Annotated in this window: 24 protein-coding genes; 17 read left to right on the forward strand and 7 right to left on the reverse strand. The window is 68.5% G+C overall.

Translation table 11 applies throughout. The annotated features are described in order from the left end of the window. Positions 1-6: 6 nt before the first annotated feature. The gene (locus AC07U4_RS07100) at positions 7-2,892 is read right to left on the reverse strand and encodes a M16 family metallopeptidase (protein ID WP_495194893.1); all 2,886 of its coding nucleotides are present in this window, start codon (positions 2,890-2,892) and stop codon (positions 7-9) included. A gap of 153 nt (positions 2,893-3,045) precedes the next feature. Between AC07U4_RS07100 and AC07U4_RS07105 the strand changes: the two genes are divergently transcribed. From AC07U4_RS07105 to AC07U4_RS07135, 7 genes are all read left to right on the forward strand, one after another. Then, positions 3,046-3,861, forward strand: coding sequence for an aspartyl/asparaginyl beta-hydroxylase domain-containing protein (locus AC07U4_RS07105; RefSeq protein ID WP_495194894.1), 816 nt, complete (start codon positions 3,046-3,048; stop codon positions 3,859-3,861). A 154-nt stretch (positions 3,862-4,015) separates the two neighbouring features. Further along, a complete protein-coding gene (locus tag AC07U4_RS07110; RefSeq protein WP_038666821.1) occupies positions 4,016-4,588 on the forward strand; it encodes a NifU family protein in 573 nt (190 codons plus the stop codon). Continuing rightward, complete coding sequence (locus tag AC07U4_RS07115) at positions 4,588-5,181, forward strand: malonic semialdehyde reductase (protein ID WP_495194895.1); 594 nt, start codon at positions 4,588-4,590, stop codon at positions 5,179-5,181. Before AC07U4_RS07110 ends, AC07U4_RS07115 begins: the two co-directional genes overlap by 1 nt. Positions 5,182-5,443: 262 nt before the next feature. Further along, complete coding sequence (gene tsaB / locus AC07U4_RS07120) at positions 5,444-6,085, forward strand: tRNA (adenosine(37)-N6)-threonylcarbamoyltransferase complex dimerization subunit type 1 TsaB (RefSeq protein ID WP_495194896.1); 642 nt, start codon at positions 5,444-5,446, stop codon at positions 6,083-6,085. Next, a complete protein-coding gene (locus AC07U4_RS07125) occupies positions 6,085-6,552 on the forward strand; it encodes a GNAT family N-acetyltransferase (RefSeq protein WP_495194897.1) in 468 nt (155 codons plus the stop codon). The genes tsaB and AC07U4_RS07125 overlap by 1 nt, the downstream gene beginning before the upstream one ends. A 63-nt stretch (positions 6,553-6,615) precedes the next feature. Next, complete coding sequence (locus AC07U4_RS07130) at positions 6,616-7,038, forward strand: Fur family transcriptional regulator (RefSeq protein WP_037534772.1); 423 nt, start codon at positions 6,616-6,618, stop codon at positions 7,036-7,038. A gap of 325 nt (positions 7,039-7,363) precedes the next feature. Then, positions 7,364-8,083 (forward strand): lysophospholipid acyltransferase family protein, encoded by a 720-nt coding sequence (locus AC07U4_RS07135; RefSeq protein ID WP_495194898.1) that lies wholly within the window; start codon positions 7,364-7,366, stop codon positions 8,081-8,083. Between the two features lie 13 nt (positions 8,084-8,096). On the opposite strand, the gene AC07U4_RS07140 is transcribed toward AC07U4_RS07135, so the two are convergent. Next, positions 8,097-8,897, reverse strand: coding sequence for a MipA/OmpV family protein (locus tag AC07U4_RS07140; RefSeq protein WP_495194899.1), 801 nt, complete (start codon positions 8,895-8,897; stop codon positions 8,097-8,099). A 170-nt stretch (positions 8,898-9,067) separates the two neighbouring features. On the opposite strand from AC07U4_RS07140, the gene AC07U4_RS07145 reads away from it, so the two are divergent. From AC07U4_RS07145 to AC07U4_RS07185, 9 genes are all read left to right on the forward strand, one after another. Further along, the gene (locus AC07U4_RS07145) at positions 9,068-9,622 is read left to right on the forward strand and encodes a DUF4142 domain-containing protein (RefSeq protein WP_495194900.1); all 555 of its coding nucleotides are present in this window, start codon (positions 9,068-9,070) and stop codon (positions 9,620-9,622) included. Positions 9,623-9,824: 202 nt separating this feature from the next. Beyond that, complete coding sequence (miaB, locus tag AC07U4_RS07150; RefSeq protein WP_495194901.1) at positions 9,825-11,165, forward strand: tRNA (N6-isopentenyl adenosine(37)-C2)-methylthiotransferase MiaB; 1,341 nt, start codon at positions 9,825-9,827, stop codon at positions 11,163-11,165. Between the two features lie 244 nt (positions 11,166-11,409). Next, a complete protein-coding gene (locus tag AC07U4_RS07155; RefSeq protein ID WP_038661516.1) occupies positions 11,410-12,408 on the forward strand; it encodes a PhoH family protein in 999 nt (332 codons plus the stop codon). 334 nt (positions 12,409-12,742) lie between these two features. Next, the gene (locus tag AC07U4_RS07160; RefSeq protein ID WP_495195027.1) at positions 12,743-12,928 is read left to right on the forward strand and encodes a type II toxin-antitoxin system VapC family toxin; all 186 of its coding nucleotides are present in this window, start codon (positions 12,743-12,745) and stop codon (positions 12,926-12,928) included. Continuing rightward, complete coding sequence (ybeY, locus tag AC07U4_RS07165) at positions 12,925-13,437, forward strand: rRNA maturation RNase YbeY (protein ID WP_038661521.1); 513 nt, start codon at positions 12,925-12,927, stop codon at positions 13,435-13,437. Before AC07U4_RS07160 ends, ybeY begins: the two co-directional genes overlap by 4 nt. Before the next feature lie 10 nt (positions 13,438-13,447). Beyond that, positions 13,448-14,356, forward strand: a complete 909-nt coding sequence (locus tag AC07U4_RS07170) for a hemolysin family protein (protein ID WP_495194902.1) — start codon at positions 13,448-13,450, stop codon at positions 14,354-14,356. 63 nt (positions 14,357-14,419) lie between these two features. Then, on the forward strand, positions 14,420-14,827 hold the full coding sequence (locus AC07U4_RS07175) for a hypothetical protein (protein ID WP_495194903.1): 408 nt from the start codon (positions 14,420-14,422) through the stop codon (positions 14,825-14,827). A 170-nt stretch (positions 14,828-14,997) separates the two neighbouring features. Further along, positions 14,998-17,217, forward strand: a complete 2,220-nt coding sequence (katG, locus tag AC07U4_RS07180; protein WP_495194904.1) for a catalase/peroxidase HPI — start codon at positions 14,998-15,000, stop codon at positions 17,215-17,217. 268 nt (positions 17,218-17,485) lie between these two features. Next, positions 17,486-18,814, forward strand: coding sequence for a PQQ-dependent sugar dehydrogenase (locus AC07U4_RS07185; protein WP_495194905.1), 1,329 nt, complete (start codon positions 17,486-17,488; stop codon positions 18,812-18,814). Positions 18,815-19,074: 260 nt separating this feature from the next. On the opposite strand, the gene AC07U4_RS07190 is transcribed toward AC07U4_RS07185, so the two are convergent. Continuing rightward, a complete protein-coding gene (locus AC07U4_RS07190) occupies positions 19,075-19,293 on the reverse strand; it encodes a hypothetical protein (RefSeq protein ID WP_038661534.1) in 219 nt (72 codons plus the stop codon). A gap of 297 nt (positions 19,294-19,590) precedes the next feature. Between AC07U4_RS07190 and AC07U4_RS07195 the strand changes: the two genes are divergently transcribed. Continuing rightward, positions 19,591-19,806, forward strand: a complete 216-nt coding sequence (locus tag AC07U4_RS07195) for a cold-shock protein (protein ID WP_037534615.1) — start codon at positions 19,591-19,593, stop codon at positions 19,804-19,806. Between the two features lie 115 nt (positions 19,807-19,921). Here AC07U4_RS07195 and AC07U4_RS07200 read toward each other — a convergent pair whose 3' ends face one another. From AC07U4_RS07200 to pncB, 4 genes are all read right to left on the reverse strand, one after another. Further along, positions 19,922-21,031, reverse strand: coding sequence for a CDP-glycerol glycerophosphotransferase family protein (locus AC07U4_RS07200; RefSeq protein WP_495194906.1), 1,110 nt, complete (start codon positions 21,029-21,031; stop codon positions 19,922-19,924). Beyond that, positions 21,028-21,738 (reverse strand): phosphocholine cytidylyltransferase family protein, encoded by a 711-nt coding sequence (locus AC07U4_RS07205; RefSeq protein WP_495194907.1) that lies wholly within the window; start codon positions 21,736-21,738, stop codon positions 21,028-21,030. Before AC07U4_RS07205 ends, AC07U4_RS07200 begins: the two co-directional genes overlap by 4 nt. A gap of 37 nt (positions 21,739-21,775) precedes the next feature. Further along, entirely contained in the window at positions 21,776-22,672 is an 897-nt protein-coding gene (locus AC07U4_RS07210; RefSeq protein ID WP_495194908.1) for an NAD(P)-dependent oxidoreductase, read from the reverse strand. 361 nt (positions 22,673-23,033) lie between these two features. Continuing rightward, positions 23,034-24,338, reverse strand: a complete 1,305-nt coding sequence (pncB, locus tag AC07U4_RS07215; protein ID WP_495194909.1) for a nicotinate phosphoribosyltransferase — start codon at positions 24,336-24,338, stop codon at positions 23,034-23,036. Between the last annotated feature and the right edge of the window lie 10 nt (positions 24,339-24,348).

The raw sequence follows: 24,348 nt of genomic DNA on the forward strand, positions 1-24,348 counted from the left end.
ATAAGGCTACTTCCCCTTTCGCGGCAGCACGGCCAGCGTCCAGTCCTTCGCCGGCACCAGATATTTCGCCGCGGTCGCCTGCAACACCTCGGGCGTCACGTCGCCGAAGTCGCGGCCGATGCGACGCGTCGCCTCCAGCCGGCGATCGTCATAGGCCCCGCCCGACAGCTCGCGCAGCCAGAACAGGCTGCTCGTCGCCGCGCGCGCATAGACCTGCTGCAACGGCCCCTTCACCCGCGCCAGCTCGTCGGCGCCGATCGGCGTCTTGGCGAGATCGGCGGCGATCTCGCGCGACAGGCGGAAGAACAGGTCGACGTTCGCCGGCGCGACCTGGCTCACCGCCATCAGGCGGCCGCCGCCCGGCAGCCCCTTGGGCCAGTTGCTCGCGACGCCGGGACTGTAGCTCGCCCCCGCCGCCTGCCGCATCCGCTCGAACAATCGGTCGCTGAACACCTGCGCCAGCACGTCGAGACGGCGCGCCTCGGCGATGTCGGCGACGCCGGCGCCGGTCGGCCAGGCGATCACCGCGCTCGCCTGATTGTCGGGGCCCTTGTGGTAGCGCAGCACCGGCGTCGCGACATGCGCGGGGAAACGCACCGGCGGCGCCGCCGTCGTCGGCTGGGTGCGCGCGGGGATCGCGCCGAGGCTCTTGGCCACCGCGGCGATCGCCTCGTCCGCCTTGACGTCGCCGAACACGTCGACCTCGATCGGACCGCTGGCGAGCAGCGGCGCCCAGAACGCCTCGAACGCCTTGGGCGTCAGCGCGTCGACCGCCTTGGCGTCGGGCGTCGCCCAGCGCGGATCGCCGGCATGCAGCAGCCCTTCGAGATCGCGCGACAGCACGCCGTCCGCGGACGAATCATAACCGGGAATCGCGGTCAGCGCCGCCGATTTGGCGCGTGCCACCGGCGCCGGGTCCCAGCGCGGATGCGCCAGCTTGGCGGCGATCAGCGTCAGTTCGTCGGCATAATCCTTGGGGCTGCTCAGCGCGGCGATCGAGAAGGTGTCCTCGTCGATGCCGAAATCGAGGCCGAGCTGCCGTCCCGCGGTGAGCTGGTCGAGATCGTCCTGCCCCAGATTGCCGATACCGCTTTCCATCAGCGCGAGGTCGCCCGCCCACGCCGGGCTCGGCCGGTTGGCGGGCAGCGCGTTATAGCCGCGGCCGAACCGCACCCGCACGAAGACGCGGCCGGTATCGTCGGGGTTGGCGAACACCAGCATGCGCACGCCATTGGCGAACAGCACCTTCTCCGCCGGCAGCCCAACGAGCGGCTCGCGTGACGCGACCGTGCCGGCCGCGCCCAGCGCCGGCAGCTTGGTGAAGTCGACCGCCGCCTGGCTGGCGCGCTTGATCGTCAGCGTCGACACGTCCGCCTTGAGCGCGGCGGCGAGCTTCTCCGCCGTCCCCTTCTCCGCGGTGCGCGTGTTGACCAGCGCCCGCGTGGCGTCGCCCTGGAACAGTTTCTTCGACGAGGCGAGCACCGCAGCGGGGTTGAACATCCCCTTCTGCTTCGCTTCGGTCAGGATCGCATAGCTGTTCTCGGGCGCGGTCACCGTCTCGCGGATGTCGAGCGCGCCGGCCATGTCGTCGGCCTGTTTGGCGCTCGCCTCGACCCGCGCGGTCTCGACGCTGTTGCGGATCGCGACCTCGTAATCGGCATATTCGCGGTCGATCTCGGCCTGCGTCGGCGCGCTGTTCTGCGCATCGGCGATCACCGCGCGCACGTCCTTCAACGCCTGTTCCCACTGGTCGCCGACCGGCAGGATCAGCACCGAGGTCATGTTCGCCGAGCGCGACCGGTCGTCGAGGTCGACCCCCGCCTGCACGAAGCTCGCACCGGCGCGCGCGCGCCGCTCGAGCCGCCGGCTGATCACCTTCGCGGCGATCGTGTCGACCATCCGCTTCTGGTTGAAGATCTTGGTATCGTCATTGTACTGCCAGGGGCGCATCACCCCCATCATCACCAGCGGCGGCAGGCCGGGTTCGACCAGCGTCGCCGAGGTCGGCTGCTTGGGGTCGGGCCTGCCGAAATCGGGATCGGCAGGATTGGGGCCGTTACCCTTCCAGCCGGCGAAATGGCGCGTCACCATCTGGCCCAGCGTCGCCGGGTCCATGTCGCCCGAGATGATGACGACCGCGCGTTCGGGGCGATACCAGCGGTCGTGGAACGCCTTGATGCTCGCGCCGTTCGCCGCGTCGAGCGTCTCGACCGTGCCGATCGGCGAGCGTTCGGCGAGCGGCTGGCCGGCGAAGAACAGCCGGTTCATCGCGTCCTGCAGCTTGACCTGCGGACCGGGCTGTTCGCGCCGCTCGGCGAGCACGATCGGCCGCTCCGCCGACACCGCGGCATCGGTCAGCGCCGGCGCCGCCATCATCCCCGACAGGATCTTGAGGCTCTCGTCGACGGTCTGGTCGGTCGCCGAGGGCAGATCGAGCTTGTAGAGCGTCTGCGTCGGCGTGGTCGAGGCGTTGCTGTCCGAACCGAAGGTTGCGCCGAACCGCTGCCACACCCGCTTCGCTTCGCCGTCAGGGACATATTCCGAGCCGCGGAACGAGAGATGCTCGATGAAATGCGCATAACCGCGCTCGCTGTCCTTCTCGTACAGCGAACCCGCGTCGATGCGGACGCGGATCGACACCTGCCCCGGTGGTACGCCATTCTTGCGCACCGCATAGCGCAGGCCGTTGGGCAAAGTACCGAACACCCAGGCGGGATCGTGCGCGAGGTCGCTGCCCTTGTAGAGCCACGGCGTCGGATCGACCTTGACCCCGGCGTTCGGGGCGGCAGCGGTGGCGGATGCGGGCCGGGCGGGAGCCCTGACCTGGGCGAGCGTCGCCGACGCGAGGGCGAGGACGAGTACGGGCGCGAACGCGCGGGTGAAAAACGCCATAGTCCCCCTCTCTAGCGATTGCGGCGCGGCCCCGCCAGCGTGACCGTATCCTCCTCGTTTCGGTCATCATTTCGCCCCAGCCGGGGCGTAGCCCGACGGTCTTGGGGCAGCGGGCAACGACGGGCCCGACGCGACTCGATGATGGTATCTGTAATGACGACCGGTATGAACGAAGCGGCCCCCGCAATGTGGCGGAACTCGGGCAAGGCCGTGCCCACTTCGCCCGCGCCGCTCGCCGCCGAGCCCGGCCGGCCGCTGATCATCCGCATCGGCAAGCGGCTGCGCGGCCTGTTCGACCGGATGATCGCCGCCTCGTCGCTGGTCGCCAACGATCCGGTGCTCGACGTGCGCCAGTTCGGCTGGACCGCGCTGCTGCGCGACCAGTGGCAGACGATCCGCGACGAGGCCGCGGCGGTGGCGCTGCAGGGACAGCCGGCGCCGAGCCTCGCGACGATCTCGCCCGATCACCGGTCCATCGCCGAGGTCGACAAATGGCGCTCCTTCTTCCTGTGGGGCTACGGCTATCCGATCGAGGACAATCTGGCGCGCTGCCCGGCGACGCAGGCGCTGGTCGCGCGCATCCCCGGGCTCAACAGCGCCTTCTTCTCGATCCTCGCGCCCGGCACACACATCCCGGCGCATCGCGGCGTCACCAAGGGGCTGATCACCTGCCACCTCGGCCTGTTCGTGCCGCGCGACGGCGACGTGCGGATGCGCGTCGCCGACCGCATCGTCCGCTGGGCGGAGGGCGAGACCCTAATCTTCGACGACACCTACGACCACGAGGTGTGGAACGACAGCGCGGGGACGCGCGTGGTGCTGCTCGTCCAGTTCGAACGCCCGCTGAGGAATCCGGGCAAATGGATCGCCGACCTCTTCCTCGGCGTCATGCGGAGATCGCCTTTCGTCCAGGAGGCGCGCGCGAACATCAAAAGCTGGAACGCCGCGGTCAAGCAACTCGAGACGTAACCAAATCCTCCCCCGCAAGGGGGAGGGGGACCGACACGCGTCAGCGTGGTGGTGGAGGGGGAAGAATTTGGCCGGAGGAATTCAGGGGACGTGGAAACAATCCCTTTCCGCCGTTACGCTTGATCCCCCGCCCCCCACGGTCCACATGACGCTCATGCTGATCGAGACCGAAACCACGCCCAATCCGGCGACGCTCAAGTTCCTGCCCGGCCGCACCGTCATGGATGCCGGCACGCGCGACTTCGCCACCCCCGAGGAAGCCGAGGCGAGCCCGCTCGCCGAGATGCTGTTCGCGCTCGGCGACGTCACCGGCGTGTTCTTCGGTCGCGACTTCGTGTCGGTCACCGCCGCGCCCGGCGTCGAATGGCACAGCCTCAAGCCCGACGTGCTGGCCATCCTGCTCGACCATTTCGCCGCCAACATGCCGCTGTTCCGTCAGGGCAGCGCCGGGTTCAGCGTCCCCGCCGACGAAGAGGTACTGACCGACGACCCCGCCGATGCCGACATCGTCGCGCAGATCCGCGAGCTGATCGACACGCGCGTCCGTCCCGCGGTGGCGAACGACGGCGGCGACATCGTCTATCGGGGCTTCGACAAGGGCAAGGTGTTCCTCCGCATGCAGGGCGCCTGCGCCGGCTGTCCCTCGTCCAGCGCGACGCTGAAGAGCGGCATCGAGCAGCTCCTCAAATATTACGTCCCCGAAGTCACCGAGGTGAGAGCCGTCTGATGTTTGAGCCCCTGCCCGATACCGCGCTCAACCGCATCTTCCGCACCGCGCGCAGCTACAACGGTTATACCGACCGAGCGGTGACCGAGGATCAGCTCCATGCGATCTGGGAGCTGATGAAATGGGGCCCGACCAGCGCCAACCAATTGCCCGCACGACTCGTCTGGTGCGTCAGCGACGATGCCAAGGCGAAGCTCGCCGCCTGCGCGTCGGACACCAATCAGGCGAAGATCCTGAAAGCCCCGGTCAGCGTCGTCATCGCGATGGACGTCGAGTTCCACGAACACCTGCCCGAGCTGTTCCCCCACGTCGACGCCAAGGCATGGTTCGACGGCAATACGGAGCTGCGCACCGCCTCGGCGGTCCGCAACTCGACCTTGCAGGGCGCCTATTTCATCATCGCCGCGCGCGCGCTCGGACTGGATACCGGGCCGATGTCGGGCTTCGACCAGGGCGCGGTCGACAAGGCGTTCTTCGCCGACCGGCCGGGGGTGCGGACCAACTTCATCTCCACGCTCGGCTATGGCGATCCGGCGAGCGTCCACGACCGCCTGCCCCGGCCGGGCTTCGAACGGTTCAACACGATCGCGTGAACCTAAGTCCTCCCCCGCCAGGGAGTGCCGGGTTGGATTGCCCCCGGTAATCCAAGCCCATGCCGGGGGCATGGGCGACCCGGCACTGTGGCAGGCCGAAGGCCTGACGGAGGGGGAGGATACGGCTACCCAAGTCGTATGCGGCGACGCCCCCTCCACCACCGGCTGCGCCGGCGGTCCCCCTCCCCCGCTTCGCGAGGGAGGAATTGCGCCAAAACCCACGCTTGTCCCCCGCGCCCGCGTGTCGCAAAGCAGTCCAAACATGACCGACGCCCCTTCCCGCATCCTCGTCATCGACACCGCCACCGCCGCCTGTTCGGTCGCGCTGATCGAGGACGGCCGCGTCATCGCCGCGCAGCATCGCGAGGTCGGCCGCGGCCATGCCGAGCAACTGCTGCCGATGATCGCCGACCTGCCCGACGGCGGCCGCGCCGCGCATATCCTCGTCGACGTCGGCCCGGGCAGCTTCACCGGCCTGCGCGTCGGCATCGCCGCCGCCCGCGGACTCGCGCTCGGCTGGGATGCGAGCGTCGCCGGCTATTCCAGCCTGTCGCTGATTGCCGCCGCCGACTTCGCCGCCGGCCGCACCGGCGAAATCGCGGTGATGCTGGAGGGCGGCCATGGCGAGGTGTTCGTCCAGTCGTTCGCCGCCGGCCCCGCGCCGCTCGACGACCTCGCCTCGCTCAAACCCGACGTCGCGATCGCCGCGCTCGGCGATCGTTATCCCGTCGGCAACGGCGTGCGCTGGCTGCAGCAGGTCGCGCCGGAGCTCGCCGGCCAGCCCGCGCTACCCGACGCGTCCGATGCGCTGCTGCTGCCGCAGGCGCTCGCGACGCTGCCGCCACGCCCGGTCTACGGCCGGGCCCCCGATGCCAAATTGCCGGGCGGAAAGGTGCCCGCGTGATGGCGACGCGTCAGGTGATGCTGCGTACCGGCGACGCCCGCGATGTCGCCACGGTCGATGCGCTGATGGCCGCCGCGTTCGAACCGCGGTTCGGCGAGGCGTGGACGCGCAATCAATGTCTCGGCGTGCTGGCGATGCCCGGCGTCCGGCTGACGCTCGCTTATGTCGACGAAGCCCCCGCCGGTTTCGCGATGGTGCGCAGCGTCGCCGACGAAGCCGAGCTGCTGTTGCTCGCGGTCGATCCCGTCTGGCGCCGTCGCGGCATCGCCCGCGCGCTGCTCCGCGGCGTCATCGCCGAGGCGCGGGCGACCGGCATTGCCGACCTGCATCTCGAGGTGCGCGAAGGCAATGACGCCGTCCGCCTCTATACCGAACAGGGGTTCGCCAAGGTCGGCGAGCGGCGCAATTACTATCGCGGCAAGACCGGCCAGGCGTTCGATGCGCACACCTATCGCCGCGCGATCTGACCATCTGCTTTTTGCGAGTCGGTTTCGCTTTTCGCAACAAGCCACCTGCACTACATAGGGGACATGCCCCGCAAGATCGATCTCGAAGCCCTTTGCAACCAGAAGGGCCTGCGTATCACCGAACAGCGCCGCGTCATCGCGCGCGTCCTGTCCGAAGCCGAAGACCATCCCGACGTGGAGAAGGTCTATGAGCGTGCCTCGGCGATCGATCCGGGGATTTCGATCGCCACCGTCTACCGCACGGTGCGGCTGTTCGAAGAGGCGGGCATCCTCGACCGTCACGATTTCGGCGACGGCCGCGCCCGCTACGAGCCCTCGCCCGAGGCGCATCACGATCATCTGATCGACGTCGAAACCGGCAAGGTCATCGAGTTCGTCGATCCCGAGCTGGAACAGCTCCAGAAGGCGATCGCCGAGAAGCTCGGCTTCCGCCTCGTCGACCACCGCATGGAATTGTACGGCGTCAGCCTCGACCGCAAGGTGTGAGCGCGGCCGCCGCCTCGTGACCGATGGGACGGCCGCCGATTTCGTCCATGCCAGTCGCATCTGGCGGCGGGTATAGATCCGGTCGATCATCTCGAAAGCTCCGTCACCCCGGACGCGTTAGAGCCCTGCCGGAAAGTCCGCATCCCCCACGAATTACCACAGTGCTCCTGCGGAAGCAGGAGCCCAGGGCCAAGCAGAACAACGCCTTATGGGGTTCGGGACTCTTGGGCTCCTGCCTCCGCAGGAGCACCTGGGGCTGCCACAAAGATCTCGAACAAATCCGGGGCGATGAAGTGGTTGCGATACCGGCACCCTCCTTGTCGCGATGATCGCCAACCTGCGCCTCGCCGGCCGCCTGCTCGCGCTCGTCTTCGCCCTCCTCGGCGGCCTCGCGCTGCACGGCGTCTGGCGGGCGGTCCGCCGGCCTTCACCTTGGCCGCGGCGGTTCCTCGGGCTGGTCGCGCGGATCGTCGGCGCGCGGGTGCGCGTCGTCGGCACGCCGCTCGCCCGCGACGTCGTGTTCCTCAGCAACCATCTCAGCTGGATCGATATCCTTGCGATCGCCGGGGCTACCGGCAGCGCCTTCGTCGCCAAGGGCGAATTGCGCGGCGTGCCGCTGGTCGGCTGGCTGTGCACGCTCAACCGCACCCTCTTCGTCAGCCGCGACGACCGGTTACAGGTGGCCGCGCAGATCGCGCAGCTCCGCACCGCCATCGGCGCCGGCGGGCCGGTGACCGTCTTTCCCGAAGGCACCACCGGCGACGGCGTCTCCCTGCTGCCGTTCAAGGCAGCGCTACTCGCCGCGCTCGACCCGCCGCCGCCGGGCGTGCGCGTCCAGCCGATCCGGGTCGATTACGGCACGGCGACGCCCGAACTCGCCTGGGTCGGCGACGAGCCCGGCGCTGCGCATGCGCTGCGGGTGCTGCGGCGACGGGGACGCTTTCCGGTGACGCTCCACCTGCTCGCGCCGTTCGATCCCGCCGCGGCGGGCAGTCGCAAGGCGATCGCCACGCGGGCACGGGCGGCGATCGAGGACGCCGCCTGAACCCGCCGCTGCATCAATGCACGCCGGCGCCGAACGTATAGCTCAGCGCAAGCCCGACCGAGGGCTGGCTGCGCGATCCGAAGGCGCGCACCACCGGTGACCGGCCGGGATCGCCGACCAGCCGGTCGTATTTGGCATAGCCGGACACGCCCCAATGCGGGGTCAGCTGCCGCAAGGCGCCCACCGTCGCCCCGACCGCCTGCAAACCGCCGTCCGCCTTGAACGCCGGCAGCCCGGCGAAGGCCGCATCCGCGACGGCGACGCCGAAATAGGCGCGATTGTAGCGCGCGCCCGCCAGCGTGACCCGCGGTCCGATCGAAAACAGCCAGCGGTCGGCGTCGCGTGCGATATAATCCGCGCCGACCACGCCGATCAGCCCCTTGTGACCGCCCAGCCCCTGCCGCGCCTCGACGCGGAGCCGCAGCGCGTCGCTCAGGGCATATTGGACAAAGCCGCCGAGCTCGACGGTGGCGCCGACGCTCGGCAGCCGTCCACCGACATCGCGGGCGCGCCGGCGACCCTCGAAGCCGATCACCGGCCCGAACTGGAACCGGTCGTCGCGCAATATGGGAAAGCCCGCGCTTTCATCCGGCGCTTCGAAGGCGAAAGGCGTGTCGCCACGCGTCCGCGACACGTCGACGAACGGCCGCAGCGCAAACGAATCGGCCCCCGGATAACGCGGCACGAGCTGCGGCCCCAGTCCGATCCGCGTGCGCCGTGGCGCGTCGACCTCCGCCTCCTGCGCGAAGGCGGGCATGGCGCCGCAGCCGGTGGCGAGCAGCAGGGCGATTGCGGAGCGCGTCATGATCGTCATGACCCGACCGTACAGCGTTTATTCGCAATGGCGAAGCGGATGGCATCCCTGATGCGCCGCAACATTTCGACCTGCCCGGATCGGCTCCGCCATAGATTTCGCCAAGTCTAGGTCGAGAAGGAACAGCTTCCACCGGCAGTCGTTGGACAGCTCGATCCCAGGAGATAGACATGCGCAAGATATTGATCTGTATCAGCACGATTGCCCTCGCCGCGACATCTGCCGGCGCGCTGGCACAGGACGCCGGCTCGATGACTGCGACCCAGGTCGGTGCGACGCCGCTCGCCGGCACGCCGGCTCAGAATTACGTAACCTGGGCGGCGGACGGCGACATGTACGAGATCCAGTCGAGCAAACTCGCGCTCACCAAGGCGAAAAGCCCGGCGACCAAGGATTTCGCGCGCGAGATGATCGCCGACCATATGCAGACCACCAAATCGCTGATGGCGGCGCTCCCCAAGACCGAGCCCAAGGTCGCGAAGCCCGGCAAGGCGCTGTCCGAACCCAATGCGGCGAAGATCGCAGCGCTCAAGTCGGCACCCGCCGACGGCTTCGACGCCCTTTACATGCAGCAGCAGGCCGACGCGCATAAGACCGCCTGGGCACTCCACAAGGGCTATGCCACCGATGGCCAGGACCCGGCACTCCGCCAGGTCGCGACCAGCGCGGTGCCGATCATCGAGAAGCACCTCGCCCACGCCCAGGGCGGCGCCGGCACGATGTAACCCAATTCCTCCCCCGCCAGGGGGAGGTGGCAGCGCAAAGCGCTGACGGAGGGGGAGGACGGGGTGGAGCTTGTTGATTGAGCTGCCACCCCATTCTCCCCCATCGCCATTCGGCTGATGCCGAACGGTCCCACTCGCCCTGCCGGAGGAGGAACAGGTTACCCGCTGGCGACCACCCCCCACATCCTGTATGCGCGCCGGCATGACTCCCGCGGACAAACCCCAGACCCCGCCCAAGACCTTCCACGTCAAGTCGTTCGGCTGCCAGATGAACGTCTACGATGGCGAGCGCATGGCCGAACTGATGGCGGCCGAGGGGATGACCGCGACCGACGATCCCGATCGTGCCGATCTCGTCGTGCTCAACACCTGCCACATCCGCGACCGCGCGACCGAAAAGGTCTATTCGGACATCGGCCGGCTGCGCAAGAATGCGCGGGTGAACGAGCGGACCGCCCCGATGATCGCGGTCGCCGGCTGCGTCGCGCAGGCCGAGGGCGACGAGATCGTCCGCCGCGCGCATGTCGACGTCGTCGTCGGCCCGCAGGCCTATCACAATCTTCCCGCGCTGGTGGCGAGCGCCGCCGCCGGTACGCCCAGCCTCGACACCGACATGCCGCTGCTGTCGAAGTTCGGCGCGCTGCCTGCGCGCCGCCGCGTCGGCCCCTCCGCCTTCCTCACCGTGCAGGAAGGATGCGACAAATTCTGCACCTATTGCGTCGTACCCTATACGCGCGGCGCCGAGGTCAGCCGCCCGTTCGCGGCGATCGTCGACGAGGCGAAGGCGCTGGTCGACGCCGGCGCGCGCGAGATCACGCTGCTCGGCCAGAACGTCAACGCCTGGGACGATGACGGCCGTGGGCTGCACGATCTGATCCGCGTGCTCGACCGTATCCCCGGCCTCGCCCGCATCCGCTACACCACCAGCCACCCCAACGACATGCGGCAAGGGCTGATCGACGCGCACGGCGACGTCGAGAGCCTGATGCCCTTCCTCCATCTGCCGGTGCAGGCGGGCAGCGACCGCGTGCTCAAGGCGATGAACCGCAACCACGACACCGCCTCCTATCTGCGCCTGCTCGACCGGGTACGCGCGGTCCGGCCCGATATCGCGCTGTCGGGCGACTTCATCGTCGGCTTCCCCGGCGAGACCGAGGCGGAGTTCGCCGAAACGCTAAGGCTGGTCGATGCGGTCGGCTATGCGCAGGCCTATTCGTTCAAATACAGCCCGCGCCCCGGCACGCCCGCCGCCGACATGGCCGGCGCGATCCCCGACGCGGTGATGGACGAGCGGCTGCAACGGCTGCAGGCGGCACTCGGCCGCGACCAGCAGGCGTTCAACCAGGCGAGCGTCGGCCGCTGCTGCGACGTGCTGATCGAACGCCGCGGCAAATTGCCCGGCCAGATGCTCGGCAAGTCGCCATGGCTGCAATCGGTCCATCTGATGACCGACGCGGCGATCGGTGACATGGTCTCGGTCGACCTGCTCTCCGCCGGCCCGGTATCGCTGGCGGGTGCCGAACGGGTGCGCGTAGCGGCCTGATTTGCGCGCAGAGGCGCAAAGACACGAAGGTGTTGCGCGTGGCGCAAAGCATCTCGACCCCAATGGCTAGAATGCAAGCCGCTGACGCGGCATCTTCGCGCGACATCTCCGCGTCTCCGCGTCTCTGCGCGAACCACCCTTCTTCGCGCCTTCGCGCCTTCGCGTGAAATCGACCTTTCCCGCTTCCCTTTCGCCCGCCCGCATCCCACATTCCGTTCATGCCATCACGGCATGAAAGGACCGCATGAGTCGCAAGCCCGTCCCCGCCCGCTCCGGTGAACGCAGCCGGGCTGAGGTGTTGTTCGACAAGCCGCAATTGCTCGCCACGCTCTTCGGGCAATATGACCAGAATCTCGTTGCGCTCGAAAACCGGCTCGGCGTCTATATCACCGCCCGCGGCAATCGCGTCGGGCTGGAGGGCAGCGCCGAGCATGTCGCGCTCGCCCGCGACGTGCTCCAGGACCTCTACCACCGCCTGCAACGCGGCGAGGAGATCGACACCGGCCTCGTCGATGCCTCGATCGCGATGGCGTCCGAACCGACGCTCGACGGCATCGTCAGCACCGAACGCGGCGCCATCCCCTCGGTGATGATCCGCACCCGCAAGAAGACGATCGTGCCGCGCACCCCGGCGCAGGCGCATTACATGCGCGAACTGTCGACCAACGACATGATCTTCGCGCTCGGGCCGGCAGGCACCGGCAAGACCTATATCGCGGTCGCGCAGGCGGTGTCGCAGCTCATCACCGGCAGCGTCCAGCGCCTCATCCTGTCGCGCCCCGCGGTCGAGGCGGGCGAGAAGCTCGGCTTCCTGCCCGGCGACATGAAGGAGAAGGTCGATCCGTATCTGCGCCCGCTCTACGACGCGCTGCACGACTGCTTGCCCGCCGAGCAGGTCGAGCGCCGCATCGCGAGCGGCGAGATCGAGATCGCCCCGATCGCCTTCATGCGCGGCCGCACGCTGGCGGACGCCTTCGTCATCCTCGACGAGGCGCAGAACACCACGCCGGCGCAGATGAAGATGTTCCTCACCCGTTTCGGCCAGAACAGCCGGATGGTGATCTGCGGCGACCCCAACCAGACCGATCTGCCCGGCGGTGTCGGTTCGTCGGGGCTGGCGGATGCGACGATGCGGCTCGAAGGCGTCGAGGGCATTTCGATGACCCGCTTCACCGCCGCCGACGTTGTCCGCCATCCGATCGTGGGGCGGATCGTCGAGGCCTATGAGGGGCCGGGCGCTTGAACGGAATGTATATCTCTGTGGCTTTGTGAGGATATCAGGAGCACTTATGGCGTCCCTCTATCCCGAGAAGAGCGATATGGCCGATCCGGTTTGCGAAGTCGGCGCCTTGCTGGGCATTAGCGAGACGGCGGCAGTCGACGATGCCCGGCTGGACCCAGAGCTTGAACTGGAGCGAACCAAGGTGGTGAGCGTATGGAGGCGTGGCGGCAGGCACACCCCTTGGGTGAGCCCACTGGCCAGGTCGCCGACAAGGCGTTCTACGATTCGCTGAACGACGAGGAAGACGATTGACCATCTTCGTCGGCGCATCAGCGATGCTCGGCAGAGCGCCGCTATCCATCTCGTATCGATCGGCGCCGCGGAGGCGATGATCGCGACCGCAGCATACGATCGCTACGGCAAGGGCCGCCACCCCGCCCGGCTCAACATGGGCGATTGCTTCGCTTATGCCTGCGCGAAGACGCACGATGCCCGCCTGCTCTACAAGGGCGACGATTTCTCAAGGACGGACCTTGCATGATTCAGATCGAACTCGCCCGCGAAGAGCCCTGGCCCGCCGACACCGACTGGGACGCGCTCGCCGCGCGCGCCACCCGGGCCGCGATCGGGCTCACGCCTTATGGCGAATTGCTCACCACCGCCGCGACGGTCGAGATCAGCGTCCGCCTCACCGGCGACGAGGAGGTGCGCACGCTCAACGCGCAATATCGCCAGAAGGACAAGCCGACCAACGTCCTCTCTTTCCCGATGGTCCAGCCCGACCTGATCGACACGGTCAGCCAGAACAGCGACGACGGCGAGCTGCTGCTCGGCGACATCGTCATGGCCCATGGCGTCTGCGAGGCGGAGGCGCGCGAGAAGGGCGTCAGCGTCGCCGAACATGCCACGCACCTGCTGGTACACGGCACGCTGCATCTGCTAGGCTATGATCACATGGGGGACGAGGAAGCCGAAGCGATGGAGGATATCGAGCGTCAGGCGCTCGCCACGCTTGGCATTTCGGACCCTTATCTAGTGCGAGAGGACTGATACGGCCGCCATGGCAGACGACCGAAGTAGCGCCGGCGACGGCGACCCCAGCGAATCGAACATCTGGCGCGGGCTGAAGACGTTGATCTTCGGCGGTGCGCATGAAGAATCCCTCCGCGAACAGCTCGAGGAGGCGATCGATCGGCACGAGGACGATCCCGCGCCCGACGCCAAGGGCGACCTGACCCCGCTCGAGCGGCAGATGGTGCGCAACCTGCTCCACTTCGGCGAGCGCGACGCCGGCGACGTCGGCGTGCCGCGCGCCGATATCGTCGCGGTCGAGGAAGGCACCACCTTCGCGCATCTCGTCCAGATTTTCGCCGAGGCGGGCCACAGCCGCCTGCCGGTCTATCGCGGCGAGCTCGATACGATCATCGGCATGGTCCATATCAAGGACGTGTTCGCGATCCTCGCCACCGGCGCCGAGCATCCCGCCGACATCTCCGGCCTGATCCGCGAGCCGCTCTACGTGCCGATGTCGCGCGGCGCGCTCGACCTGCTCGCCGACATGCGCGCGAGCCACGTCCATCTCGCGGTGGTGCTCGACGAATATTCGGGGACCGAGGGGCTGGTCACGATCGAGGACCTGATCGAGGAGATCGTCGGCGAGATCGAGGACGAGCATGACGAGGCACCCGAGGCGCTGCTCGTGCCGATCGACGGCGGCGCCTGGGATGCCGATGCGCGCGCCGAACTGGAAGACGCCGCGACGCTGATCGACCCGCGTCTCGGCGAGACCGATCACGACGTCGATACGCTGGGCGGGCTCGCTGCGGTGCTGGCGGGGCATGTGCCAACCGTCGGCGAATGCGTCGATCATCCCAGCGGCTGGAAGCTCGAGGTGCTCGATTCGGACGAGCGACGCATCCACCGCCTGCGGCTGCACCCGCCGGTGACACGCGAGGTCGAGGAGGACTGAGCGCACTCAGCCCCCGTTCAGCCGCGATGGCGATGATTGCAGGCGAACGGATAGGAGGTGTGCATGCAGCCCTTGTCGAACGGTCCGCGGACGATCCGCCCCGCCCTCACCCTTCCGACGCGACGCGCCGTCGATGGGGTGAAGGCGGGTCGGACCGCCCTCATATGTCTCGCCGCGCTCCTTCCCACCCCGGCGCTGGCACAGGCGTGGACGACGATCCGCGCGACCCCGCCCGCCGCGGCCGCCTATCAGGTCGCCAAGAACCAGGACGACATCCGCGCCGGGCGCAGGTCCGGACAGCTCTCCGGGGCCGACGCCCGCGATCTCCGCCGCGAAAACGCCCGCGTCGGCGATCTCGCGGCCACCTATGCCAGAAACGGCACGACCGATTCCGAAGCCGCCTTCGTTCAGGCCGCCGCCGAAGCCACCCACAGCCGCATCGTCGCGAAACGCACGCAAGCCGCGAAGTGAGGCGACACTTTCCGCCGCGATGCGACCGATACTGATCGCCTCTTTCGATCACCGCCTTCGCGAATTCGCGTTTTCCCGATCTGTCCCGCTCCGGTAGCAATAGCAACATACCGGCGCGGCACAGGAATGTGCGCGTGACGCCAGACAGGCCCGATCGAGGAGAGACGAACATGGACGCCATCACCGAAGGCAGCCCGATCAACGACCCCAGGAAGCAGGCCGCCGCCAAGCGCCGCCTGCTCGGTCGCACCGCCAAGGATTGGTGGCCCGAATCGCTGTCGATCGACATCCTCCACCAGAAGGGCGTCAGCGGCAATCCGATGGGCGACGACTTCGACTATCGTTCGGAATTCCTCAGCCTCGACTATGACCAGCTCAAGGCCGACCTGACCGCGCTGATGACCGACAGCCAGCCGTGGTGGCCGGCCGATTACGGTCATTACGGCCCGTTCTTCATCCGCATGGCATGGCACAGCGCCGGCACCTATCGCACCGGCGACGGCCGCGGCGGCTCGTCCGCCGGGCAGCAGCGGTTCGCGCCGCTCAACTCCTGGCCGGACAACGGCAATCTCGACAAGGCGCGTCGCCTGCTGTGGCCGATCAAGCAGAAATACGGCCGCCAGCTGAGCTGGGCCGACCTGTTCATCCTCGCCGGCAACGTCGCGATCGAATCGATGGGTGGCCCGACCTTCGGCTTTTCCGGCGGCCGCGAGGACGTGTTCGAGCCCGAGAAGGACGTCTATTGGGGCACCGAGGAGGAATGGCTCGGCCAGACCCGTATCGACGAGGAAGCCGGCCTCGCGCTCGAAAGCCCGCTCGCCGCGATCCAGCACGGCCTCATCTACGTGAACCCCGAAGGCCCGGGCGGCTGCCCGCATCCGCAGGGCTCGGCGCGCGACATGAAGGAAACCTTCGCGCGCATGGGGATGAACGACGAGGAAACCGTCGCGCTGACCGCCGGCGGCCATACCTTCGGCAAGGCGCATGGCGCCGGCGACGCCAAGCTGGTCGGTGTCGAACCCGAGGGCGCGGATATCGCCTCGCAGGGCCTCGGCTGGACCTCGACGCACGAGAGCGGCATGGGCGACCATACCATCACCTCGGGCATTGAGGGCGCGTGGACGCCGACGCCGACGACGTGGGACATGAGCTATTTCGACATGCTCTTCGACCACGAATATGAACTAGTGAAGAGCCCGGCGGGGGCGCATCAGTGGCAGCCGGTCGGCAATCCCGACGAAACGCTCGCCCCGGCGGCGCACACCGTGGGCAAGCGCGTGCCGACGATGATGACCACCGCCGACATGGCGCTCAAGGTCGACCCCGCGTATAATGCGATCTGCCAGAAGTTCCGCGCCGACCCGGCCTATTTCGCCGACGCCTGGGCGCGGGCGTGGTACAAGCTGACGCATCGCGACATGGGGCCGAAGATTCGCCTGATCGGCCCGGAAGTGCCGCAGGAAGAGCTGATCTGGCAGGACCCGATCCCGCTTGCCGACTATCCGCAGATCGACGACGGCGACGTCGCCGCGCTGAAGACGGCGATCGCCGATTCGGGCCTGTCGATCGAGGAACTGGTCACCACCGCCTGGGCCTCGGCCTCGACGTGGCGCGGCTCGGACCATCGCGGTGGTGCCAACGGTGCGCGCATCCGCCTTGCCCCGCAGAAGGACTGGGAGGTCAACCAGCCCGAGCAGCTCGCCCGGGTCCTGTCGGTCTATGAGGGGATCAAGGCGGACTTCGACGGCAAGGGCGCGAAGACGGTGTCGCTTGCCGACCTGATCGTGCTCGGCGGCTCGGTCGGGATCGAGACGGCGGCCAAGGCGGCCGGCCATACGATCGCGGTGCCCTTCACCCCCGGTCGCACCGACGCCTCGGCCGAGCGGACCGATGCCGAGGGCTTCGACGTGCTCGAACCGCGCGCCGACGGCTTCCGCAACTATCTGCAGGTCAAGTTCAACGTTCCGACCGAGGAGCTGATGGTCGACCGGGCGCAGTTGCTCGGTCTGTCGGCGCCGGAGATGACGGTGCTGGTCGGCGGCCTGCGCATGCTGGGCGCCAACCACGCCAAGGCGAAGCAGCATGGCGTGTTCACCGACCGGCCGGGGCAGCTGACCAACGACTTCTTCGTCAATCTGCTCGACATGGGCACGGCGTGGAAGCAGATCAGCGACGAAAGCGACGAGGAATTCCTCGGCACCGACCGGGCGACGCACGAGCAGAAGTGGACCGCGTCGCGCACCGATCTGGTGTTCGGCTCCAACTCGCAGCTGCGCGCGCTCGCCGAAGTCTATGCCGCGTCGGACGCGCAGGCGATGTTCGTAAAGCACTTCGTCCAGGCCTGGACCAAGGTGATGAACGCCGACCGCTACGACCTGCTGCCGGGCTGATCCGGACGTGCTCCCGCGCAAGCGGGAGCACGACTTGATCGAGACTCACCGCAGTGCTCCTGCGAACGCAAGAGCCCAGAGCCAAGTAGAACAACGTCTTATGGCGTTCGCGACTCCTGGGCTCCTGCTTTCGCAGGAGCACTCGTAAAAGTCTTGCCGGGGTTCCGATACGTCCGGGATCACGGAATGGGTGGGGATCGGACAACCCTTCTGAACGCCCCCCACCTTTCCCCTTCCGCGCGCGCGGCTGCACCCCTATCGTGGCGTCATGCTGAAGCACGTCCTGCGCGTCGCCGCGCTCCTTGTCGTGATCGCCATCGCGGTGGTCGTCTATCTCGCCTGGCCCGATACCGCGCAGGTGCCGTTCGACCGCGTCACCGGCAAGCGGCCGCAGATCGCCGCGCCGCGCGAACAGACGCTGCCCACCGTCAAGGTCGCCGATGTCGTCGGCTGGCAGGGCAGCGAGACCCCCACCCCCGCCGCCGGCCTGACCGTCAAGGCGTTCGCGAAGAACCTCGATCACCCGCGCTGGCTGTATCGCCTGCCCAACGGTGACGTACTCGTCGCCGAGACGAACAGTCCGCCGCGCAAGGGCGGGGGCATTCAGGGCTGGGTCATGGGCCTGCTGCTCGGCAAGGCGGGCGCCGGCGTCCCCTCGGCCAACCGCATCACCCTGTTGCGCGACGCGGACGGCGACGGCGTCGCCGAACAGCGCCACGTCTTCATGACCGGGCTCAATTCGCCGACCGGCATGGCGCTGCTCGGCGGCCAGCTCTACGTCGCCAACACCGATTCGGTGGTGCGCGTCCCCTATACCGAGGGCGCGACGCAGATCGCCGCCAAACCGGAACTGGTGGTCAAGCTCAACGGCGGCGGCAACCATTGGGCGCGCACGCTGGTCGCCGCGCCCGACGGCCGCACGTTGTTCGTCGGCGTCGGTTCATCGTCGAACATCGCCGAGAACGGGCTCGACGCGGAGAAATATCGCGCGAACATCCTCGAAGTCTATCCCGAACAGAAGACCTTCCGCGTCTATGCCTCGGGCCTGCGCAACCCGCAGGGCATGGCAATCAGCCCGTTCAACAAACAGCTCTGGACGGTGGTCAACGAGCGCGACATGCTCGGCTCCGATCTTGCGCCCGATTATCTGACGCAGGTCGAGCTCGGCGACCAGTTCGGCTGGCCGTGGTTCTATTGGGGCGGCTATCCCGACACCCGCGTCGAGCCGGCGCGCCCCGATCTGCAGCAATATTCCAAGCGTCCCGATTATGCGCTGGGGCCGCACGTCGCGGCGCTCGGCCTGACCTTCGCGGGCGACGTCAAGCTCGGCGACCGCTTCGCGCAGGGCGCGTTCATCGGCGAGCACGGGTCGTGGAACCGCAAGCCGGTATCAGGCTACAAGGTCGTGTTCGTGCCGTTCGCGGCGCGCGGCTTCCCCGCGGACGGCGCCAAACCGATCGACGTGCTGAGCGGCTTTCTCAACGCCGACGGCAAGGCGCGGGGTCGTCCGGTCGGCGTGATCGGTGACCGCACCGGCGCGCTGCTGGTCGCGGACGACGTCGGCAATACGATCTGGCGGGTGGCCGGGGGAAAGTAAGCGGCACGCGCGGGTCGTCATCGCGGCGTCGTCGGCAAGGGACGGCGACTGGGCGACCTCGCCACCGGATGACGGGTCGTCTGCGACAGTCACCCAGTGCTCCTGCGAAAGCAGGAGTCCAGGAGTCCCGAACGCCATAAGACTTTGTCTTGCTTGGCTCTGGGCTCCTGCGTTCGCAGGAGCACTGCGCTGACGGACCGGGTCGCGGACCTTCGCCGAGCGCTTGCTGACCGGGGCGGCTGATGCCGCCCCTTGCGATCCTATGCCGTGCGCAGGCGCAGCGGCGTGCGCTCCACCGTGCCGGACAGCACCTTGCGCCCGAACACGCGGTTCATCGTCGCGGCGCCATCGGCGTTGGTCAGCACGACGCGCGTCCCGCCCGAGGCGAGCGTCTCGATCGCGCTGATCGTCACCTTGTGCTTGCGGCACAGGGCCTCGACATCGGGCTTGGCGGCGTTGACGTTGATGGCACGCGACATGCGGATCTCCCATAGGCAGCGGGAGCGCATATCATCTCTCAGTCGGGCCATGCGCAGGATGGGGCAGCCCGATGGTCTCTAAATGGACCTTGCTGCGCTGCGGCGCAAGCCTTCGTACGTCACCCGCGCTCCGCCCCTTGCCGAATGACGCCGCATGCCCCATATAGCCGATGCTAGAGTCGCACATCGACGGTCTACGGCGTGCTTTGCGGCTCCCTCTTCCTTCCTTCCCTGCTTCGTACGCGATTTGGCGCGTCGGTAATCGTACCGTCGTGCCGCAAGAAGAAAGGATCTGCCATGAGCAGCATCACCGGCACCGTAAAGTTCTTCAACGCCGACAAGGGCTATGGCTTCGTCGCACCCGATACGGGCGGCGCGGATGCGTTCGTCCACATCACGGCGGTGGAGCGCGCCGGCATGGCGACGCTGAACCAGAACCAGCGCATCAGCTACGACCTGGAGCAGGACCGTCGGGGCAAGACCTCGGCCGTCAACCTTCAGCCGGTCGACTGATCGGTTTCGGACGGAGCGGGTCACACCGCCCTGCCCGGCCTGAACGCAAGAGCCCGCGGGAAACCGCGGGCTTTTTTGTGTCCGCACCGCAAGGCGGCCGTTCGTGTCGTCGCGATTACCCCCGCAACACCGCCAGCACCGCCTCCGCCGCCCGCGCAGGCGCAACCCCAGTCACATCCCCCAGCGACTCCGCCGCGAACCGGCGCTGTGCCTCGACGTACCGCGGATGCTCCGCCACTGCCCGCTCCAGCGCCGGCAGCAGCGCGTCGGGGTCGGTCACCACCTCCCCCGCTCGCCACATGTCGTAGCTGGCATCGCCCGCCCAATCGACGCCGCGCGGATCGAGGAACACGCACGGCCGCGGCCGCATCAGGAACTCGACCACCTGACTCGATGTATCGCCCAGATAGACGTCCGCCGCCGCGGTATAGCTACCATCGACCATCGCGAAGCTGTCGAGATCGACATGCACGTCCCCCCGCCCCGCTAACGTTCCGGCGAAGGCGCGCACTTCCGGCGCTTTCTCGACCAGCCGCTGGTGCGGCGCGAAGATCAGATTGTAGCGCCCCGACGCGACGATCCGCGCCACCGCCGCCGCGCCCCAGTCCCACCACGACGAGCGATGCCGCTGCCAGTGCGGCGCGTACAGCAGCACCGGCCGCGCCTGCGCAAACCGCAGGTCGGCTCGGCTGCGCTGCCGGAACCCCGCCTTGATATAGCCGGTCACCGCGACCGCGGCGGGATCGACCCCGTGCGCCGCCAGCGCCGCGCGCTCGCGCTCCGCGGCGACGATGGTCAGCGTCGCCGCCTTCCGGCGCCGGTCGTCGCGGTTCATCATCGATCCGGCGCCGTGGAGGATGTTCACATACCGGCTGCGCGTCGGCAGCAGCGCCGGGATCCACAGGCTGGTCTGTTCCGCCGACACCACCACCCGGGTCCGCCACAGCAACGGCGCGAGCCGCGCGAGCAGCGGCAGCTTGGCGGGCAGCGGCGGATTGCGCCCCGCCTCCCAGACGCCGAGATCGCGCCAGCCCGGCGCGCGCCGGATGCGCACCCCCGGCCGCGCCCCCAGCCAGCCGGCGACTAGTGCCTCGTGCATCGACGTCGCCACCCACACGTCGATGCGCAGCGCGGGCGTCCGCTCCACCAACGTCTCCAGCACCGGATAGAGATGCGGAATCAGCAACGTCTCGCCGAGGAACAGGAAGGCGACGTCGGTCCTCACCTTTGCTGGCCGGTCCAGGCGGCGATATCCTCGGGCTGGTCGATCTCCTGCCACGCGCCCTCGCCCGCGACGATCGCGCGCACCGGCGCATAGGTCGCCAGCTCGGCGATCACCGCATGATGGAAGGCGTGGAGCCCTTCAGGCCGCGCGATCACCCACTCCAGCGCCTGCGCATAGGCGTCGCCGCCCTGCGACACGATCACGCCGAGCGAACGATGCGTCGCGACGTCGAGCGGCAGATCCTTGGCGACCGCGCAGACCTGCCGGTTGGCGACGGTGACGAGCATGTCGTCGGTCACCGCCGCGCGCAGCGGCTCGACCAGCAGGCCGACGCCGTCGCCCGGCGCCTCGACCGCGGCGGCGATCAGGTCGGCCGCGAACACCGTGTCGCCGTTCATCAGCACGAATGGATCGCCGAGCAGGTCGCGCGCCATCCAGACGCTGCCGATGCTGCTCGCCACCGACCAGAAGGGATTGAACAGCAGCCGCACCGGCAGCGGCGGCGCCGCGCGGCTCAGATGCGCGCCGATCTGGCGATAGCGATAGCCACCGACGATCACCGCCCGCGCGACGCCCGCCGCGTGCAGCGCCTCCAATTGATGGTCGAGGATGCTGCGCCCGCCGACCTCGACGAGGCATTTGGGGATTTCGCGCGTCAGCGGCAGCAACCGCGAGCCGATGCCCGCGCTGAGGATCACAGCTTGCATCGGCGAGCCTGTAGCGCGACCGGCAAGCCACGCCAAATCAGCGCACCAGCCCGGGCGGCTCCCGGCCGGCGAAATGCGCGTCGAGATTGGCGACGACCATCGCCGCCATCGCCGCGCGCGCCTCGTGCGTCGCCGATCCCTGATGCGGCGACAGCACGACCGTATCCCGGTGCAGCGCCGCCGGCACCGCGGGCTCGTCGGCGAACACGTCGAGCCCCGCGCCGGCGATCCCGCCCGCGTCGAGCGCCGCGATCAACGCCGCCTGATCGACCAGCGAGCCCCGCGCGACATTGACCAATACGCCCTGCGGCCCGAGCGCCGCCAGCACGCCCGCATCGACCGCGCCATCGGTCTCCGGTCCGGCGGCAGCGGCGAGGAACAACACGTCGCTCGCCGCCGCCAGTGCGCGCAGATCGGGGACGAACCGCCACGGCACGTCCTTTTCGCTGCGTGCGGTATAGAGCAGCTCGGCTGCGAAGGGCGCCGCCCGCGCCGCGATCGCCCGCCCGATCGCGCCGAGCCCGAACACGCCGATCCGCCGCCCCGACGCGCGCCGCGCCAGCGGCACGTCCCAGCCGCCGCCCCGCATTGCGCGATCGTTGACCGCGATCCGCCGCTCGACCGCGAGCCACAGCCCGATCGCGAGATCGGCGACGTCTTCGGTCAGCGTGCCGGCGGTGATCGCGAGCGTGATACCGCGCGCCGCGAGCGCCGCCTTGTCGACCCCGTCATGGCCGACGCCATGCACCGTGACGAACTCGAGCTTGGGGAGCCGCGCCAGCACGCCCGCATCGAGCCGCATCGCCCCACCCCCGACCAATCCGCGGATACGATCGAGCGGCGCGGCGTCGAGCCCGACATGGACGGCGTAATGCTCGGTCAGCGAGGGGGCCAGCGTGGCGGGCAGCGGCGAAAGCGAGAGGATGTCGATCATGCCGCCTCAACGCATCCGACGCCGATCCGTCCCGACTCCGTTCGTCATCCCTCCCCATTCGTCATCCCGGCGGAAGCCGGGACCCATGGTTGCAATGTCGCTGCCGGTACGCACCGCCGCCGGATGCCCATCCTCGGGAAACAAGCCCCCTCAAGCCGACGAGGCGGCGGCGGGTCGAGGCACAATTGGTTCGCGCGAAGACGCGAAGATGCCGCGCTTGGGGCGGCGTGGCCCCATGATTGCGATGACATAATGGGAAGCGCCGACGGTGCAGCGGGCGCGACACCTTCGCGTCTTCGCGCGAGTCAAATCTGTCCGCACATGAGTCCCGGCGTCCGCCGGGATGACGAAAGGGTCCCCCTCACACGCTGACCACACTCTCCTGCCGCCCGTCCGTCCCGAAGATCCGCAGATAGCGCGCGATCTCCGCCGGTTCGCCGGTCGCCTTGGCGGGGTTGTCGGAGAGCTTCACCGCCGGCCGGCCGTCCGCCCGGGTCACCTTGGCGACCAGCGAGATCGGCTCGAGCCCCGCCGCGCCATCGGGATCGCAGCCGCGGAAATCGTTGGTCAGGTTCGTCCCCCAGCCGAAGCTCATCCGCACCCGGCCATGGAAATGCCGATAGACCCGCTCGATCGAATCGACGTCCATCCCGTCGGAGAAGATCAGCAGCTTCTCGCGCGGGTCCTGCCCGTGCGCCTGCCACCACGCCATGATCTGCTCGCCCGCCTCGACCGGCGGCGCGCTGTCCGGACGGAAGCCGGTCCAGCCCGCCACCCAGTCGGGTGCATCGCGCAGGAATGCCGCCGTCCCGAACGCATCGGGCAGCACGACGCGCAGGTTGCCGTCGTAATGCGCCTGCCATTCCTCCAGCACGCGATAGGGCGCGCGCGCCACCCCGGCATCGTCGTCGGCGAGCGCGGCGAGCACCATCGGCAGCTCGTGCGCATTGGTGCCGATCGCCTCCAGATCGTTGTCCATCGCTAGCAGCACGTTGGACGAGCCGATGAAGCGGCTGCCCAACCCTTCCTTGAGCGCCTCGACGCACCAGCGTTGCCACAGGAAGCCATGCCGCCGCCGCGTCCCGAAATCGGAGATCACCAGATCGGGCAAAGCGCGCAGCCGCTCCACCTTGTCCCACAATTTCGCCTTGGCGCGCGCATAGAGCACGTCGAGCGCGAACCGCCCCTTGTCGCGCAGCGCCGCCCGCGCGCGCAGCTCGTTGACGATCGCGAGCGCCGGAATCTCCCACATCGTCGTATGCGTCCACGGCCCGTCGAAGGTCAGCTCGAACTGCCCGTCGACACGGTGCAGCTCGTAGGGCGGCAGCTGGAATTCGCCCAGCCACTGGATGAAGTCGGGCGCGAACATCCGCTGCTTGCCGTAGAAGCTGTTGCCCGCCAGCCAGATCAGCTCCTTCTTGGCGAAGCGCACGCTGCGCGCATGATCGAGCTGCGCACGCAATTCGCCCTCGTCGATCACGTCGGCGAGTCGCACCGTCGTGGTGCGGTTGATGAGCCGGAAGGTGGCGTCGACGTCGCCGTGCAGGTGACGGATCATCTGCAGCATCAGCAATTTGTAGAAATCGGTATCGAGCAGGCTGCGGACGATCGGGTCGAGCCGCCAATTGTGATCCCAGGTGCGCGTCGCGATGTCGGTAACGGCCATGGCCGCTCCG

The sequence above is a fragment of the Sphingomonas sp. GW821-FHT02B09 genome, assembly GCF_059421875.1.

What these genes read in the sequence shown, in the direction of transcription:
- AC07U4_RS07110 (WP_038666821.1), top strand. Translation starts at nt 4,016, where the DNA reads ATGCTGATCGAGACCGAAACCACGCCCAATCCGGCGACGCTCAAGTTC.
- tsaB (WP_495194896.1), top strand. Translation starts at nt 5,444, where the DNA reads ATGACCGACGCCCCTTCCCGCATCCTCGTCATCGACACCGCCACCGCC.
- pncB (WP_495194909.1), bottom strand. Translation starts at nt 24,338, where the DNA reads ATGGCCGTTACCGACATCGCGACGCGCACCTGGGATCACAATTGGCGG.
- AC07U4_RS07140 (WP_495194899.1), bottom strand. Translation starts at nt 8,897, where the DNA reads ATGACGATCATGACGCGCTCCGCAATCGCCCTGCTGCTCGCCACCGGC.
- AC07U4_RS07100 (WP_495194893.1), bottom strand. Translation starts at nt 2,892, where the DNA reads ATGGCGTTTTTCACCCGCGCGTTCGCGCCCGTACTCGTCCTCGCCCTC.
- AC07U4_RS07170 (WP_495194902.1), top strand. Translation starts at nt 13,448, where the DNA reads ATGGCAGACGACCGAAGTAGCGCCGGCGACGGCGACCCCAGCGAATCG.
- AC07U4_RS07155 (WP_038661516.1), top strand. Translation starts at nt 11,410, where the DNA reads ATGAGTCGCAAGCCCGTCCCCGCCCGCTCCGGTGAACGCAGCCGGGCT.
- AC07U4_RS07145 (WP_495194900.1), top strand. Translation starts at nt 9,068, where the DNA reads ATGCGCAAGATATTGATCTGTATCAGCACGATTGCCCTCGCCGCGACA.
- miaB (WP_495194901.1), top strand. Translation starts at nt 9,825, where the DNA reads ATGACTCCCGCGGACAAACCCCAGACCCCGCCCAAGACCTTCCACGTC.
- AC07U4_RS07175 (WP_495194903.1), top strand. Translation starts at nt 14,420, where the DNA reads ATGCAGCCCTTGTCGAACGGTCCGCGGACGATCCGCCCCGCCCTCACC.
- AC07U4_RS07105 (WP_495194894.1), top strand. Translation starts at nt 3,046, where the DNA reads ATGACGACCGGTATGAACGAAGCGGCCCCCGCAATGTGGCGGAACTCG.
- AC07U4_RS07115 (WP_495194895.1), top strand. Translation starts at nt 4,588, where the DNA reads ATGTTTGAGCCCCTGCCCGATACCGCGCTCAACCGCATCTTCCGCACC.
- AC07U4_RS07195 (WP_037534615.1), top strand. Translation starts at nt 19,591, where the DNA reads ATGAGCAGCATCACCGGCACCGTAAAGTTCTTCAACGCCGACAAGGGC.
- AC07U4_RS07125 (WP_495194897.1), top strand. Translation starts at nt 6,085, where the DNA reads ATGGCGACGCGTCAGGTGATGCTGCGTACCGGCGACGCCCGCGATGTC.
- AC07U4_RS07135 (WP_495194898.1), top strand. Translation starts at nt 7,364, where the DNA reads ATGATCGCCAACCTGCGCCTCGCCGGCCGCCTGCTCGCGCTCGTCTTC.
- AC07U4_RS07210 (WP_495194908.1), bottom strand. Translation starts at nt 22,672, where the DNA reads ATGATCGACATCCTCTCGCTTTCGCCGCTGCCCGCCACGCTGGCCCCC.
- AC07U4_RS07205 (WP_495194907.1), bottom strand. Translation starts at nt 21,738, where the DNA reads ATGCAAGCTGTGATCCTCAGCGCGGGCATCGGCTCGCGGTTGCTGCCG.
- AC07U4_RS07130 (WP_037534772.1), top strand. Translation starts at nt 6,616, where the DNA reads ATGCCCCGCAAGATCGATCTCGAAGCCCTTTGCAACCAGAAGGGCCTG.
- ybeY (WP_038661521.1), top strand. Translation starts at nt 12,925, where the DNA reads ATGATTCAGATCGAACTCGCCCGCGAAGAGCCCTGGCCCGCCGACACC.
- AC07U4_RS07185 (WP_495194905.1), top strand. Translation starts at nt 17,486, where the DNA reads ATGCTGAAGCACGTCCTGCGCGTCGCCGCGCTCCTTGTCGTGATCGCC.
- katG (WP_495194904.1), top strand. Translation starts at nt 14,998, where the DNA reads ATGGACGCCATCACCGAAGGCAGCCCGATCAACGACCCCAGGAAGCAG.
- AC07U4_RS07190 (WP_038661534.1), bottom strand. Translation starts at nt 19,293, where the DNA reads ATGTCGCGTGCCATCAACGTCAACGCCGCCAAGCCCGATGTCGAGGCC.